This is a genomic window from Burkholderia sp. ABCPW 11 (genome assembly GCF_001523445.1).
Taxonomy (GTDB): domain Bacteria; phylum Pseudomonadota; class Gammaproteobacteria; order Burkholderiales; family Burkholderiaceae; genus Burkholderia.
The window spans coordinates 129,570-145,767 of record NZ_LOVM01000032.1; the positions used below are offsets into that span (position 1 = coordinate 129,570).

Genomic DNA, 16,198 nt, shown 5'->3' on the forward strand with positions numbered 1-16,198 from the left:
GCGGGGCCTTGGGGCCGGGTCGAGCGAGGGGAGAGAATCCGGCATTTTACCATTGGCGCGGGACGATCCCGGCCGAACCGGCCCGGTCGCCGGCGCCACGGCCGAACGATGCCCGGGCGGCGCGCGAACGGCCTGCGGGCAGGCGCCCGCGCCGGCTCGTCGGGCCGCCAGGCAAGCCGCCGGCCGGGCCTGCCCGCCGGTAGAATGCAGGCTTCTTCCCGACCGCCGCCCGCCGCGCCCGCCTGCATGGAACTGAAATGGCTCGAAGACTTCGTCTCGCTCGCGGAAACGCGCAGCTTTAGCCGCTCCGCCGAGCTGCGGCACGTGTCGCAGCCGGCGTTCTCGCGGCGCATCCAGGCGCTCGAGGCATGGCTCGCGACCGAGCTGATCGATCGTTCGGTCTATCCGACCCGGCTCACGCAGGCCGGGCAGATTTTCTACGAGCAAGCGCTGACGATGCTGTCGCAGGCGCACGAGGCAAGGACGCTGCTGCGCGGCCACGTCGGCGCACCGGTGCCGACGATCGAATTCGCGGTGCCGCACACGCTGTCGCTCACGTATTTCCCGCGCTGGCTCGAGCGGATCGAGGCGAAGATGGGGCAGGTCCACACGCGGCTGCGCGCGCTGAACGTGCACGACGCGGTGCTGTCGCTCGTCGAGGGCGGCTGCGACCTCGTGATGGGCTACCACCACCCGAGCCATCCGGTCGCGCTCGACCCGGCTCGCTACGACATGCTGATTCTCGGCAGCGAGCCGATCAGCCCGTTTTCCGCGCCCGGCCGCGCGGGCCGGCCGCGCCATACGCTGCCGGGCGCGGCCGACGCGCGCGTGCCGTATCTGTCGTATACGCCGAACGCGTATCTCGGCCGGATGACCGAAGTCATCATCGCGAACGCGCCGACGCGTCTGTTCCTCGATCGCGTGTACGAAACCGACATGGCCGAAGGGCTGAAGGCGATGGCGCTCGCGGGCCACGGCGTCGCGTTCCTGCCGCACAGCGCGGTCGACGACGCGGTCGCGGGCGGCCGGTTGATCCGGCTCGACCGCTCGGCGCGCGGCGGCGGCGCGCATCCGTTCACGTTGACGATGGAGATCCGGCTGTACTGCGACAAGCTCGCGCTGCAGGGCGACGATCCGCGGCAGAAGCTCGTGCGCGCGCTGTGGGACGTCGTGCGCGACGAGCTGCGCGAGACCGCCGGCGGCGGCACCGGCTAACCGCCGACGGTTGATTCGGCCGGCTGACGGCGGCCTTGCGGCGCCTGTCGGACGGCTGTCCGCGGGCCGGCCCGCGCGTCGGCAGAGCGGTTTTCACGAGCGCGATGCCCGGCCGATCGCGGGCGTTCTTGCGCAAATCGACCGCGATCTTGCGAAAAATCGCGATCATGCAAGAAACGCATAATCGAATAAACAAACGGCATTGGATAAAAAAAACGGGTTTTTCGACAATGTGCGCAATCCGTTGAACGTTGGAGCCTCCATGTCTTCGCAACAGCAGTCCATCCCGTCCTACCTGCACGCCGACGATCTCGGCCCGTGGGGCAACTACCTTCAACAGGTCGATCGCGTCGCGCCGTACCTCGGCTCGCTGTCGCGCTGGCTCGAAACGCTGAAGCGTCCGAAGCGCATCCTGGTCGTCGACGTGCCCATCGAGCTCGACAACGGTACCGTCGCGCACTTCGAGGGCTATCGCGTGCAGCACAACGTGTCGCGCGGCCCGGGCAAGGGCGGCGTGCGCTACCACCAGGACGTGACGCTGTCGGAAGTGATGGCGCTGTCGGCATGGATGTCGGTGAAGAACGCGGCCGTGAACGTGCCGTACGGCGGCGCGAAGGGCGGCATCCGCGTCGACCCGCGCAAGCTGTCGCGCGGCGAGCTCGAGCGCGTGACGCGTCGCTACACCAGCGAAATCGGCATCATCATCGGCCCGAACACCGACATTCCGGCGCCGGACGTCAACACCAACGAACAGGTGATGGCGTGGATGATGGACACCTTCTCGATGAACCAGGGCCAGACGTCGACCGGCGTCGTGACCGGCAAGCCGATCGCGCTCGGCGGTTCGCTCGGCCGCAAGGAAGCGACGGGCCGCGGCGTGTTCGTCGTCGGCTGCGAAGCGGCGAAGAAGAAGGGCCTCGAGATCGAAGGCGCGCGCATCGCGGTGCAGGGCTTCGGCAACGTCGGCGGCATTGCGGCGAAGCTGTTCCAGGAAGCGGGCTCGAAGGTGATCGCGGTGCAGGACCACACGGGCACGATCTACCAGCCGGCCGGCCTCGATTCGAACAAGCTGCTCGACCACGTCGCACGCACGGGCGGCGTCGCGGGCTTCGAAGGCGCCGAGCCGATGCCGAACGACGAGTTCTGGACGGTCGAGACCGACATCCTGATCCCGGCGGCACTGGAAAACCAGATCACCGAGAAGAACGCATCGAAGATCCGCACGAAGATCATCGTCGAAGGCGCGAACGGCCCGACGACGACGGCGGCCGACGACATCCTGAGCGCGAACGGCGTGCTCGTGATCCCCGACGTGATCGCGAACGCGGGCGGCGTGACCGTGTCGTACTTCGAGTGGGTGCAGGATTTCTCGAGCTTCTTCTGGACGGAAGACGAGATCAACCACCGTCTCGAGCGCGTGATGCGCGAAGCGTTCGCCGGCGTGTGGGCGGTCGCGGAAGAGCACAAGGTGACGGTGCGTACGGCGGCGTTCATCGTCGCGTGCAAGCGCATCCTGATGGCGCGCGAAATGCGCGGCCTGTATCCCTGATCGGTTCGACTACGATCGACGCATGACGCAATCCTCGCGATTGCGTGCATGAACCCTCGCGGGCGGTGCCGAATCCGGCGCCGCCCGCGTGCGCATTCAGGCGCCGGAAGCCGGGAGGACGGCTTCGCACGGGGCGATTCGTAGTGCGGTAAACAACCAGTACTTTCAAAAATATTACTTTGATACACTGGCGCGGGTTTTAGCCAAGGAGATGACCAAAATGAAATACCACAAGGCAGTCCTGATGGTGGCGGCGCTTTGCGCGTTCGCAAGCGGCGCGCATGCTCAGGAGACGGGCACGCTGAAGAAGATCAAGGACACGGGCGTGATCGCGCTGGGCCACCGCGAATCGTCGATTCCGTTCTCTTACTATGACCAGAACCAGCAGGTGGTCGGCTATTCGCGCGACTTCCAGATGAAGGTCGTGGATGCGGTGAAGAAGAAGCTGAACCTGCCGAACCTGCAGGTGAAGAACATCCCCGTCACGTCGCAGAACCGTATTCCGCTGGTGCAGAACGGCACGGTCGACATCGAGTGCGGCTCGACGACCAACAACGCCGAGCGTCAGCAGCAGGCCGCATTCTCGAACACGATCTTCGTGATCGGCACGCGCCTGATGACGAAGAAGGATTCGGGCGTCAAGGATTTCGGCGACCTGAAGGGCAAGACGGTCGTGACGACTGCCGGCACGACGTCGGAGCGCCTGCTGCGCAAGATGAACAACGACAAGCAGCTCGGCATGAACATCATCAGCGCGAAGGATCACGGCGATTCGTTCAACACGCTGGAATCGGGCCGCGCGGTCGCGTTCATGATGGATGACGCGCTGCTCGCGGGCGAGCGCGCGAAGGCGAAGCAGCCGGGCGAATGGGTGATCGTCGGCACGCCGCAATCGGAAGAGGCCTACGGCTGCATGATGCGCAAGGGCGATACCGACTTCAAGAAGGTCGTCGACGACGCGATCTCGCAAGTCGAGAAGTCGGGCGAAGCCGCGAAGATCTACGCGAAGTGGTTCGAGAACCCGATCCCGCCGAAGAACCTGAACCTGAACTTCCCGCTGTCCGAGTCGATGAAGAAGCTGTACGCGAACCCGAACGACAAGGCGCTCGACTGATCACACTGCCGTTGATGCAGAAATGACGCTCATGAGACGGAAGAGGCCACGCTTCTTCCGTTTCTTTTTGCTGGAGTCTTGCCCATGTCTTACCACTGGAACTGGGGCATCTTCCTGAGCCCCGTGTCGACCGGCGAGCCGACGACTTATTTCGGATGGCTGATGTCCGGCTTCTGGGTGACGATCGAAGTGTCGCTCGTCGCCTGGGTCATCGCGCTGATCGTCGGATCGCTGTTCGGCGTGCTGCGTACCGTGCCGAACAAATGGCTCGCCGCGATCGGCACCGTGTACGTGTCGATCTTCCGGAACATTCCGCTGATCGTGCAGTTCTTCATCTGGTATCTCGTGATACCCGAGCTGCTGCCCGCGTCGATCGGCACCTGGATCAAGCAGTTGCCGCCCGGCACGCAGTTCTTTACCGCGTCGATCGTCTGTCTCGGTCTGTTCACGGGCGCGCGCGTGTGCGAACAAGTGCGCTCGGGGATCAACGCGCTGCCGAAGGGCCAGCGCGCGGCCGGCCTCGCGATGGGCTTCACGCAATGGCAGACGTATCGCTACGTGCTGCTGCCCGTCGCGTACCGGATCATCGTGCCGCCGCTCACGTCGGAATTCCTGAACATCTTCAAGAACTCCGCCGTCGCGTCGACGATCGGCCTGCTCGATCTGTCCGCGCAGGCGCGCCAACTCGTCGACTACACCGCGCAGACCTACGAGTCGTTCATCGCGGTCACGCTCGCGTACGTGCTGATCAACCTCGTCGTGATGGCGTTCATGCGCTGGATCGAAGGCCGCACGCGGCTGCCCGGCTATATCGGAGGCAAGTGATGCATCAGTTCGACTGGAGTAGTATTCCCGGCGCGCTGCCGACGCTGTGGTCGGGGGCGGTCGTCACGTTCAAGATCACGCTGATCGCGATCGTGGTCGGGATCGTCTGGGGCACGCTGCTGGCGCTGCTGCGGCTGTCCGGCGTGAAACCGCTCGCGTGGTTCGCGAAGGGCTACGTCACGGTGTTCCGCTCGATCCCGCTCGTGATGGTGCTGCTGTGGTTCTTCCTGATCGTGCCGCAGCTGCTGCAGGGCGTGCTCGGGCTGTCGCCGACGATCGACATCCGCCTCGCGTCGGCCATGGTCGCGTTCTCGTTGTTCGAAGCCGCGTATTATTCCGAGATCATCCGCGCCGGCATCCAGGCGGTGCCGCGCGGGCAGGTGAATGCCGCGTTCGCGCTCGGCATGAACTACGCGCAGGCGATGCGCCTCGTGATCCTGCCGCAGGCGTTCCGCGCGATGGTGCCGCTGCTGCTCACGCAGGCGATCGTCCTGTTCCAGGATACGTCGCTCGTGTACGTGATCAGTCTCGCGGACTTCTTCCGCACGGCCGCCAACATCGGCGATCGCGACGGCACGACCGTCGAGATGGTCCTGTTCGCCGGCGCATGCTATTTCGTGATTTGCTCGTTGGCGTCTGCTCTCGTCAAGGGTCTCCAGAAAAAGGTCACAAGATGATTTCCATCAAGAACGTTTCGAAGTGGTACGGCCAGTTTCAGGTCCTCACCGAATGCACGACCGAGGTCAAGAAAGGCGAAGTGGTCGTCGTATGCGGCCCGTCCGGCTCCGGCAAGTCGACGCTGATCAAGACCGTGAACGGCCTGGAGCCGTTCCAGCAGGGCGAGATCCTCGTGAACGGCCAGTCGGTCGGCGACAAGAAGACGAACCTGTCGAAGCTGCGCTCGAAGGTCGGGATGGTGTTCCAGCATTTCGAGCTGTTCCCGCACCTGTCGATCACCGAGAACCTGACGCTCGCGCAGATCAAGGTGCTCGGCCGCGGCAAGGACGAGGCGACCGAAAAGGGCATGAAGCTGCTCGATCGCGTCGGCCTGAAGGCGCATGCGCACAAGTTTCCGGGCCAGTTGTCGGGCGGCCAGCAGCAGCGTGTCGCGATCGCGCGCGCGCTGTCGATGGACCCGATCGCGATGCTGTTCGACGAGCCGACGTCCGCGCTCGATCCCGAGATGATCAATGAAGTGCTCGACGTGATGGTCGAACTCGCGCAGGAAGGGATGACGATGATGGTCGTCACGCACGAGATGGGCTTCGCGAAGAAGGTCGCGCATCGCGTGATCTTCATGGACAAGGGCGCGATCGTCGAGGACGACCGCAAGGACGATTTCTTCTCGAATCCGAAATCGGACCGCGCGAAGGACTTCCTCGCGAAGATCCTGCACTGAGCGTTCGCGCGTCTTGCGCGCACCCAGCCAGAAACCGCCCGGCATGCCGCCGGGCGGTTTTTTTTCGTCCGCCGGGCGTTACCAGCTGTACCGGTAGCCGACCTGCCCGACGATCCCGCGCCGGTAATCGCCGCCGATGTTGCGCGCGATCTTCGCGTTCGCATACAGCTCGCCCGACTTGCCGAAGCCGGCGGTCACGCCGACACCGAGCTCGTACCACGTGCGCCCGAGATGTGTCGCGAACGGCGTGCCGCCGACGACGGTCTGCCCCGGCGACAGGAAGTCGTGCAGCACGTCGGCCGTGAAGTATGGCGTCGCGGCGCCGCCGCCCGCGTCCGACTGGAGGTTCGGCCGGAAGAAGCGCACGCCGACGCGGCCGCGCAGCGCATGCGTCGTCGTGCCCGAGACGGCCGACACGTTGTCGTTGAACCCGTTCAGCTTCAGGTACTGATACATCAACTGCGCCTGCGGCTCGACCGCGATCGGCAACGTGCCGAGCGCGAACGGCTTGCCGACTTCCTGCGACAGCGCGACGCCGAAGCCGTTCTGCGACGCTTCGTTGCCGTAGCTGTCGCGATAGCGGTTGCCGTAGTGCGTGACCTGTCCGACGCTGTCGAAGTAGGTGCCGTCAGGCAGATAGCGCGTCCAGTAGCCGCCCACGCTCTGCGCGTGCATCTCGACCGAGCCGGTCGACGTCGACAGGTCGGGCGAGCCGGCGCGCGCCATGTCGCTGAAGCTCGCATTCGCCACGCCGATGCTGGCCGTCACGCCCGCATGCGTGCTGCCGGCGCCGTTCGGCGCCTGATCGACGGTCCAGTCCTTGCCGAACTGCGCGAAGAACGTGCGTTCGTCGGCCGAGAAGCGGCCCGCGTTCGCATCGAGGCTCTGGCCGCCGATACGCCCCCACACGCCGTCGCGATTGCCGGGCTGCTGCTTCTCGACGTTGTAGATGTCGCCGACGCGCTCGTGCAGCCGGCCGAGCGTCGAGAAGCCGTAGTCGGCGTTCAGCAGCGGCGTCATCGCGTAGCCGGAGACGCCCGGGCGATACGCGAGCGCGCCGCCGTTGCCGTTTCCATTGCCGTCGTTGCCGCCGTCGCCGCCGGACGGGTGGATCGGGTCGCCGGGGTCGGTCGGGTCGAGCTGCGAACGCAGGTACCAGCCGTTCGCGTCGCTCTGCCCGCCGCGATAGAGCCGGTACTCGTATGCGCCGGCCTGTACCGGGCCCGCGAGATGGAACGCCGACGCGGCGGTCGTGCCGCCGTTGGCCGTGACGACCACCGGAATCCCGTCGCCGGTGGTCAGTGCGCCCGTGCCGGCCGTATTGGCGATCTTCAGGCCGGTCGTGCCGGTCGCCGCGCCGCCGTTCACGATCAGCCTGTCGGTCGGCGACGCGTCGGCGCCGAGGTACGTGTTCAGCGCGATCGTGCCGCCGTTGCCGACGTAGCCGCCGGTCGTCAACGTCTTGTAGCTGCCGGCCAGCGTCGGCGAGCCGGTCGGCGCGGCGAACGCGACGAGGCCCGCGTTACTCAGGCGGCTCACGACCGAGCTGCCCGTCATGCGCCACGTGCTCGTGCCGTCGATGGTCAGCGCGACCGGGTCGATCTTTCCGGTCAGCGTCGTGCCGTTCGCGAGGAACACGTTGCCGGTGCTCGACGCGTCGGAAACGATGTCGCCCGCGAGGTTCACCGCCGATGCGTCGAACGTCACGTTGCTGCCGTTCGCGAGGTTCAGCAGCGTGCCGTTGCCGGCCGTCACGACCGTGCCGTTGCGCACCGCGATGTCGGCCGTGCCGCCGCGCGCGGCGAAGGCCGGCCCGGTGGCGGCCGTCACGCTGCCGCCGTCGACGAGTACCGAGCTGGTCGCGCCGTTCGCGAGCGTGTCCGACGTCAGCACGCCGGCCGTCGCGCCCGCGAGCGTCGTGCCCGTCAACGCGAGCACGCCGCCGCTGTTCGCGGTTGCGCCGTTGCCGGCCGCGCTGGCGAGCGACGATCCCGCATCGGCGATGCGGCCGCCGTTTTGCACGACGACGGCATCGGCCGCGCTTCCCGATGTCGAGATTTTCGCGCCTGACAGCAGGGCCGTCGCGCCGGCGTCCATGACGACCGCATGGGCGTTCGTGCCGGTCGTCGCGACGGTCGTTCCATGGGCCGTGAGCGTGGAATCGGCCCCCGACACGGACAGGCCGCGCGCATCGGCGCCCGCCGTGCGGACGACCGTGGCCGCATCGGTCGCGATGCGCGCGCCCGCGCCGGTCGACGTCAGGCCGGCGGCGCCGTTGCCGGTCGTGGCGACCTGCGTGCCGGACAGCGCGATCGTTGCATTCGCACCGAGGTTGCGGATCCCGCTGCCCGCTCCGCCGACCGCGATCGACGTCGCGCCGGCCGCGATACCGCCGCCCGTGACGGTCGAGTCGATCAGCACGCCGTCGGCGCTGCCGTTCGCGATGACGGCGCCGGCGCCCGACAGCGCGACCGATGCGCCGGCCCCCGTCAGGCGTACGCCCGCGATACCGTCGTCGGCTTCGATCGAACCCGCATTCGCGAGCGTGGCCGACGCACCCTGCACGAGCGCGCCCGTGCCGTTGGCGACCCGGATCGTCGATGCGTTGTTCACCGTGCCGAGCGTGCCGGCCACGACGCCCGTCGAGCCGGCGCCGGTCAGCGACACCGTGCTGCGGTTCTCGAGCGTGCCGAGGTTTTGCGCGACGAAACCCGTCACGCCGGCGGTCGACGACGTGACGGCGGCATCGTTGATCAGCGTCGTCGCGACCGGTGCGCCGGCATTCGCGCCGGCGAGATCGTGCGCCTGGCCGTCGACGACGCCCGCGGTCGCGCCGCCCGCGTTCAGATTGATCGTCGCGCCCGCGTCGATCGTGCCTTTCGCGCCGCCTTCGACCGCGATCGCGATGCCGTTCGCGCCGTTGACGTTATAGACCGCGTTGCCGGTCGACAGCGTGGTGCCGGCGTCGGTCGCGAGCACGCCGCGCGCCCGCTGGCCGTTGACGTCGGTCGTCAGCGCGCCGGCCGTCGACGCGCCCGTGTAGGCCGCGCCGCCCGCGACGCGGAACAGCGTCGAATCGTCGGTGTCGACGCTCAGGTGCTGCGCGGCGACGTTGATTTTCGAGCCTGCACCGTATGCATAGAAGCCGATCTGGTCGGTGCCGGACGTGAAGGCCGGCACGGCGTTCGCACCGACGTCGATCGTTGCGCCCGAACGCGCATGCACGCCGATCGCGCCCGTGCCGGTCAGGTTCAGCGCCCCGTCGACCGTGGCCTTCGCGAGCGGCCCTTCGGCCCAGACGCCGTAGTTGCGCGTGCCCGACGCGGGATCGAGGCCGCCGGCCACGTCGATCGTGCCGGTCGACGTCGCGGCCGTCGCGTTCGTGCCGGTGCCGACGACCATGATGCCGATGCCGTTCACGCCATTCAGCGTGATCGTGCCCGTATTGGTCACGGCCGCCGCGGTGTTGGCGGCGAGCATGCCGACGTTGGCGAGCGGCGTGCCGGGCGCGGCGCCGTCGACGACGATCGCGCCCGCGTTGGTCAGCGCGCCGGAGGTCGAACCGATGCTTGCCAGCGCGGCGCCGTTCTGCGTTTGCGTGCCGATCACGATCGTGCCGAGGTTGCTCGCGGTGCCCGACGCGCCGAGCAGGATGCCGTACGCGTGCGCGGACAGCGCGACGTCGTTCGCGGCTTCGGGCGAGGCGGCGTCGTACTGCGCGGCGCGGCCGAGATAGATCGTGCCGCCGGCTTCGTTCGTGAAGCTGCCGCCGGCGACGAGGCCGCCGATCACCTGGCTGTCGAGCGTCGTCGCGTTGACGCCGACGTTGATCGTGCCGGCGTTCGATGCGCGTGCGCCGTCCGTGGCGGCTACCGCGTAGTTCTGCAGGTCGGGGCGCGTGCTGTTGAAGGTCCAGGCGCCGACGTTCATCACGCCGTTGTTGACGAAGGTCGTGCCGGCGCCGTTCGCGTAGATGCCGCTGCCCTCGGTGTATGCGTTGAGGCTGAAGTTGTACGGCCGCGCGGCGCCGCTGGTGTCGAAGTTGTCGCCGGCTGCGTAGCCGGACGAGATCACGCCGTTGTTCACGCCGCTCGCGCCGGTCAGCAGGCGCACGAGCGTGAAGTCGCCCGACAGCCGTCCGTCGTTGACGAAGTGCGCGCCGTTTTCGGCGAGGACCGCCGAGCTCGAGTCGATCGTGTTGGTGCCGCGGAAGTCGATCTGGCCGTCCTTGCCGATGTGCAGCGTCGCGTTTGCGCCGGTGCCGTGCATGACCGTCAGGTAATCCATCCGCAGCGTGTTCTTGTCGCCCGGCGTCACGTTGTTCGCATACTCGAACGATTGCGTGGAGAACGTGACGGCCTGGCTGAATGCTTGATCGTACGCGGCCTGCGAGCCGAGTGCGCCGCTCTGGACCGAGCGCACGAGAAAGGTGTTGTACGCGGCGAGCGACGCGGCGTCGGTGACCGTCCAGGCGCTGCCGTCGAACGCCGTGAAGGTGCCCGCATACGCCGGCACGTCGAGCAGCACGTGGCTGACGGGGCCGCCGCTCGCGAGATAGTCGCCGGTGCCGAGCCAGACCTGGTTGCGCGAGTTCCAGTTGACGACGCTTTGCGCCGTGCCCGTGCCGTCCGCGACGAACAGATCGGTCTGCTTGGGCGCCATCGTGATCGCATTGCCGGCCGCCGTCGGCGCGCCCGCGGGATCGCCGATCGACACGTCGAGCGTGCCGCCGGAGCGTTCGACGGTGCCGATCCGCGTGTTCACGTACTGGTTGCCGTTCACGTCGTGATAGACCGGCACGTTGATCGAGCCGGCGCTCGATGCCGCGAACGCACCCGAGTCATAGGTCGCGACCGACGTATGGCTGCCGGTGATCGAGTCGGGCGTGCTGACGCTGCGCGTCTTGCCGCCGATCGACAGCAGCGGCTGGTCGGGGTTGCCCGATACGACGGACGTGCTGCCGAGCGGCGTCAGCGTGTAGCCCATGTCGCCGGTCGCGCCGGTCCAGGCGCCCGTCAGGCCGACCCGGTCGCCGCCCGACACGGTCGTGGCGCCGGCCAGGTTGTCGTTGACCGTCGGGCTGAAGCTGTCGAGCGTGCAGGCGCCCCCGTTCGCGATTGCGGCGCCGCTGCCGCAGGTCGATGCGTGCGCGGCGCCGGCCGACAGCGCCGCCAGTGCGGCGCCGAGCGCCGCGACGCGAAGCGGCGACCGGCGCGTCGTTGCGTGCGCGGTGCGACGACTCGAGCCCGATGCGTTGCCCGAGCGCTTGCCGCGCGCCCGGGCCGTTTCCGCAACCGCGACCCAGCAGCCGGCGGCTTCGCTCCATATCGATCGAAATGAGTGATTCACGGCATACCCCTCTTTCTTCTTTTTGACGTGGCATTCGCCGCCATTCGGCGAATTCGCATTCCTCGGTGGGGAAACGATCCGAAGGGGCGTGCGGCGGCTATGGCTGCGTGTCGCGCCAATCGTGTTTCGTTACACCGAGGATGGGCGGAGTCTACTGATTCGGGTGGCCGTCGATTATCGAGAAACGGGAAACTGTAATGATGCGAACCGTAATGCGTGGTATTTTCGATTTGTGTGGTTAATCGAACCGAAGGCCATGGTGGTGGCGGGTTTGGGGGATTTTTTCGAAAATTCGGAAGGGCTGCCGGAGTAGGTGGGGTAACGCACGGTTCCGACGGGAGGGGCGCGCTAAAATGCGAGACCGGGATTTTCGTTTTAATCGGTCGTCGTTTTGTTTGTTGCGTCTTTTATTTATTTTCGCTTGTAAATTAATAAAATCAAGCAAATGTTGCATGACGTCGATCGGTTGCGCCGGGTGGTCGTCAAAATGAAACCATATTGGCCGCAGCGCGGCGATTTACGCCGATGACGGGCGTCGTCGGACGCGTCGCGTGAAGCTCGCGCGGCTGGCAGTGCGCAGGAAGCGGCCGATGCCGCGCTTCAGAAATCGATCGCGTCGTCGGAATCGCCGTCGGCCGCGGTGGCGAGCGCTTCGCGAACCGCCGTGCGCGGCGCGGACGCCGACGCGTCGAGCGACGGGTTGCGCAGTTTCTCGAGCACGCGCTCGGGCACCGGAATCCGCATCCGCGCGGCGACGTCGCCGCACTGGAACATGATCAGCTCGCCTGGCTCGAATGCGGTCCAGACTTCGTTGTCGGTGAGCGGCTGCGTCGCAATCACCGCGACGCGATCCTCCGGCGTCGTGTATTTCGCGAAGTCGATCGACAGGTCTTCGTCGACGAGATGCGCGGTCGAGAACGGCCAGCGCCGCACGAGGTAGTGCAGCCGCGTCGAGCAGTGCGCGAAGAGCGCCTGGCCGTTCGACATCAGGAAGTTGAACACGCCGTGATCGGTGATGCCGCGCGTCAACTCGCCGACCCGCTCGAACAGTTCGGGCAGCGGCGGCTGCGCGCCGGGAAAGGCCTCGCGCAGCCCCTGCATCAGCACGCAGAACGCCTGCTCGCTGTCGGTCGTGCCGACCGGATGGTAGACGCTGCCGTCCATATCCGGCGCGTAGTCCTGCAGATCGCCGTTATGCGCGAAGATCCAGTGCCGGCCCCACAGCTCGCGCATGAACGGATGGCTGTTCTCGAGCAGGATGTGCCCTTGCGTCGCCTTGCGGATGTGCGCGATCGTGTTCTTGGATTTGATCGGGTAGCGCTTCACCATTTCGGCGATCGGCGACGTGGCAGATGCCTGGTGATCGATGAAGAGACGGCAGGCCTTGTCTTCGAAGAACGCGATGCCCCAGCCGTCGGCATGGTGATCGGTGAGCCCGCCCCGGGCCGCGAAACCTGTGAAGGAGAATGTGACGTCCGTCGGCGCGGCGCAGTTCATTCCAAGGAGTTGGCACATTTTACGTGGGGCGGCAGGCTGAAGCGGGGTAACGAACCGGGCGAACCCCGGTACAATGCGGTTTCTAGCATATCACCGAGCCCTGAGCGGTAAAAAGCGGATTCCGCTGGCCAAAGGCCCCGTGTTGCGGTTTGCCGTCAGTCGGCCCGCGCACGCGCGTTCCGGCCCCGCCGATGGCAAGCCCGTTCCTCACGACGCCTCCTATGACTGCCTCGAACGCTTCTTCCCCGGCGACGCTTTCGCTCGCCCGTCCCGACGACTGGCACCTGCACCTGCGAGACGGCGACATGCTCGCCGCCGTGCTGCCGCACACCGCCCGTCAGTTCGGCCGCGCCATCGTCATGCCGAACCTGAAGCCGCCGGTCACGACCACCGCGCAGGCGCAGGCCTATCGCGAGCGCATCCTCGCCGCGCTGCCGGCCGGGCTGACGTTCGAACCGCTGATGACGCTGTACCTGACCGACAACACGCCGCCCGACGAAATCCGCCGCGCGCGAGAGAGCGGCTTCGTGCACGGCGTGAAGCTGTACCCGGCGGGCGCGACGACGAACTCCGACCACGGCGTCACCGATCTCGCGAAATGCGCGAAGACGCTCGAGGCGATGCAGGAAACCGGCATGCCGCTGCTCGTGCACGGCGAGGTGACCGATGCGTCGATCGACCTGTTCGATCGCGAGAAGGTGTTCATCGATCGCGTAATGACGCCGCTGCGCCGCGATTTCCCGGGCCTGAAGGTCGTGTTCGAGCACATCACGACGAAGGACGCGGCCGACTACGTGCGCGATGCCGACGCGGCGCCCGGTTTGCTCGGCGCGACGATCACCGCGCATCACTTGCTGTACAACCGCAACGCACTGTTCGTCGGCGGGATTCGCCCGCATTACTACTGCTTGCCGGTGCTGAAGCGCGAGACGCATCGCGTGGCACTGGTCGAGGCCGCGACGTCGGGCAACCCGCGCTTCTTCCTCGGCACCGACAGCGCGCCGCATGCGCGCGGCGCGAAGGAAACCGCGTGCGGCTGCGCGGGCTGCTACACGGCGCTGCACGCGCTCGAACTGTACGCGGAAGCATTCGACACGGCCGGCGCGCTCGACAAGCTGGAAGGGTTCGCGAGCTTCTTCGGCGCGGATTTCTACGGGCTGCCGCGCAGCGCCGAGACGGTCACGCTGCGTCGCGAGGCGTGGGAACTGCCGCGCGAGATCTTCGCGGGCGATACGCCGGTCGTGCCACTGCGTGGCGGCGAGACGATCGGCTGGAAACTCGCGTGACCGGCGCGCCGCCGCGTGAACCCGGCCCTGCGGCCGGTCTCGCGGCGGCGGAGTTCGCGCGGATCGACTGGTCCGCGCCGTGGCTCGCGCCTTACGCGGAGCCGGGTCGCGCGTGGCAGGCGGCCGCCCGTGCGGGCGAGGCCGCGCTGCTCGATGCGTTGAACGGCGCGTTGCGCGGCGGCGGTCGCGTCACCGGTCGCGGCAGGCCGCTGCGGTTCGTGCCGCAGGCCGAGCTGCCGCCCGGCATCGCGTACGAGACCCATATTGCGGCCACCGGCCGCGTGCCGACCCGCCACAATCTCCACGACTTCTTCAATGCGCTCGTCTGGCTCGCGTACCCGCGCACCAAGGCCGTGCTGAATGCGCGTCAGGCCGCCGCGATCGATGCGGCGGGCGGGGTCGGCCCCGTGCGTGGCACGTTGCGCGATGCGCTGACGCTGTTCGACGAGAATGCGGCGCTGTTCGTCACGGCCGACTGCGCGCTCGCCGACGCGCTGCGCGGCTTCGACTGGCAGCGGCTGCTGGTGACCGCGCGCGATGCGTGGGGTACGCGCTGCGAAGCGCGGCTGGTCGGCCATGCGCTGCTCGAACAGCTCGTTGTACCGTACAAGTCCTGCACCGCGCACGCGTGGATCGTCGAAGTGAGCGCCGACTATTTTTCATGGCCCGACGCGCAACGGAGCGCGCATGTCGATGCGCGGATCGCCGCCGAACTCGCGACGCGCGCGCTGACGACCCGCGATTTCGCGCCGCTGCCGGTGCTCGGCGTGCCGGGCTGGTGCGTGGCGAACGCCGACGCCGCGTTCTACGACGATTCGGCCGTGTTTCGCAGCGGCCGCCGCTCGCGCGCTGCCGACGGCGGCGCGCAGTGCTAGAATGCGCGTCGCAAAGCAGGCTAGGCAGTCGCGGCCTCGCCGCCTTCGGGCGCGCGGGGGCGAGGAAAGTCCGGACTCCACAGGGCAGGGTGATGGCTAACGGCCATCCGTGGCGACACGCGGAACAGGGCAACAGAAAGCAAACCGCCGATGGCCCGGCGCAAGCCGGGATCAGGTAAGGGTGAAACGGTGCGGTAAGAGCGCACCGCGGCGACGGCGACGTTCGCCGGCACGGTAACCTCCACCCGGAGCAATTCCAAGTAGGCAGGCGCGCATTTTCGGATGCAGGACGGGGCCCCCGTCTCGTCTGCGGGTAGGAAGCTTGAGCGCGTCAGCAATGGCGCGCCTAGAGGAATGGCTGCCACGCGCGGCGCGCTTCGGCGCGCGGCGTGCACAGAATCCGGCTTATCGGCCTGCTTTGCCGTTCGAATACGAAAGGGCCGGCGTCTCCCAGCGGAGCGCCGGCCCTTTTTTCATGCGTTCGCCGTGCGCTCAGGCGGCGACGATGTCGAACGAATGCGTGAGTTCGGCCGTCTTCGCGATCATGATCGACGCGGAGCAGTACTTGTCGTGCGACAGGTTGATCGCGCGCTCGACCGTGGCCGGATTCAGATTGCGGCCAGTGACCGTGAAGTGGAAGTGCACCTTCGTGAACACCTTCGGATCTTCGCTCGCGCGCTCGGCCTTCAGCGTGACCGAGCAGCCGCTCACTTCCTGGCGGCTCTTCTTCAGGATCAGCACGACGTCATAGGCCGTGCAGCCGCCGGTGCCGAGCAGCACCATTTCCATCGGACGCGGCGCGAGATTGTGGCCGCCGCCTTCGGGCGCGCCGTCCATCGTGACGAGATGCCCGCTGCCGGTCTCGGCGGAAAACGCCATGCCGTCCTGGCCCATCCAGCTTACTTTGCATTCCATGCTTGCACTCCAGCGTTGCCTGATTCGGATTCGATCCGGCATTGTAGCCCGCGGCGCAACGGTCGGCTGATGCGCTGCACGACGTGCAACGCCGGCGCCATGCGAGTGGAGTGGCGAGCGGCGATTTCCCTGCTTAATTTAGGGGTTTTGCTCTAGGCGGGGACGGTTTCAGGT

General features: G+C 67.2%; 11 protein-coding genes and 1 other RNA gene. 9 read left to right on the plus strand and 3 right to left on the minus strand.

The annotated features are described in order from the left end of the window. Positions 1-246 precede the first annotated feature (246 nt). The 6 genes from WS61_RS13800 (at position 247) to WS61_RS13825 (ending at position 6,102) form a co-directional block, all read left to right on the plus strand. On the plus strand, positions 247-1,215 hold the full coding sequence (locus WS61_RS13800) for a LysR substrate-binding domain-containing protein (RefSeq protein WP_059500984.1): 969 nt from the start codon (positions 247-249) through the stop codon (positions 1,213-1,215). A gap of 262 nt (positions 1,216-1,477) precedes the next feature. Beyond that, positions 1,478-2,764, plus strand: a complete 1,287-nt coding sequence (locus WS61_RS13805; RefSeq protein WP_059500985.1) for a Glu/Leu/Phe/Val dehydrogenase — start codon at positions 1,478-1,480, stop codon at positions 2,762-2,764. 220 nt (positions 2,765-2,984) lie between these two features. Next, positions 2,985-3,878 (plus strand): glutamate/aspartate ABC transporter substrate-binding protein, encoded by an 894-nt coding sequence (locus WS61_RS13810; protein WP_059501113.1) that lies wholly within the window; start codon positions 2,985-2,987, stop codon positions 3,876-3,878. Between the two features lie 84 nt (positions 3,879-3,962). After that, positions 3,963-4,703: an amino acid ABC transporter permease gene (locus WS61_RS13815; RefSeq protein WP_059500986.1), complete on the plus strand. Its 741-nt coding sequence runs from the start codon at positions 3,963-3,965 to the stop codon at positions 4,701-4,703. Beyond that, positions 4,703-5,380 (plus strand): glutamate/aspartate ABC transporter permease GltK, encoded by a 678-nt coding sequence (gene gltK, locus WS61_RS13820; RefSeq protein WP_059500987.1) that lies wholly within the window; start codon positions 4,703-4,705, stop codon positions 5,378-5,380. The genes WS61_RS13815 and gltK overlap by 1 nt, the downstream gene beginning before the upstream one ends. Next, on the plus strand, positions 5,377-6,102 hold the full coding sequence (locus WS61_RS13825) for an amino acid ABC transporter ATP-binding protein (protein WP_034206415.1): 726 nt from the start codon (positions 5,377-5,379) through the stop codon (positions 6,100-6,102). Before gltK ends, WS61_RS13825 begins: the two co-directional genes overlap by 4 nt. Positions 6,103-6,180: 78 nt before the next feature. Here WS61_RS13825 and WS61_RS13830 read toward each other — a convergent pair whose 3' ends face one another. Next, entirely contained in the window at positions 6,181-11,451 is a 5,271-nt protein-coding gene (locus WS61_RS13830) for an autotransporter outer membrane beta-barrel domain-containing protein (RefSeq protein WP_059500988.1), read from the minus strand. A gap of 600 nt (positions 11,452-12,051) precedes the next feature. Beyond that, on the minus strand, positions 12,052-12,966 hold the full coding sequence (locus WS61_RS13835; RefSeq protein ID WP_059500989.1) for a class II glutamine amidotransferase: 915 nt from the start codon (positions 12,964-12,966) through the stop codon (positions 12,052-12,054). Between the two features lie 203 nt (positions 12,967-13,169). On the opposite strand from WS61_RS13835, the gene pyrC reads away from it, so the two are divergent. From pyrC to rnpB, 3 genes are all read left to right on the plus strand, one after another. Beyond that, complete coding sequence (pyrC, locus tag WS61_RS13840; RefSeq protein WP_059500990.1) at positions 13,170-14,234, plus strand: dihydroorotase; 1,065 nt, start codon at positions 13,170-13,172, stop codon at positions 14,232-14,234. Then, on the plus strand, positions 14,231-15,109 hold the full coding sequence (locus WS61_RS13845) for a DUF3025 domain-containing protein (protein WP_059500991.1): 879 nt from the start codon (positions 14,231-14,233) through the stop codon (positions 15,107-15,109). Before pyrC ends, WS61_RS13845 begins: the two co-directional genes overlap by 4 nt. A 12-nt stretch (positions 15,110-15,121) precedes the next feature. Continuing rightward, positions 15,122-15,533: RNase P RNA component class A (gene rnpB, locus WS61_RS13850), an RNA gene on the plus strand. Positions 15,534-15,601: 68 nt separating this feature from the next. Here rnpB and WS61_RS13855 read toward each other — a convergent pair. Then, positions 15,602-16,066, minus strand: a complete 465-nt coding sequence (locus tag WS61_RS13855) for an OsmC family protein (protein WP_074801272.1) — start codon at positions 16,064-16,066, stop codon at positions 15,602-15,604. Positions 16,067-16,198 lie beyond the last annotated feature (132 nt).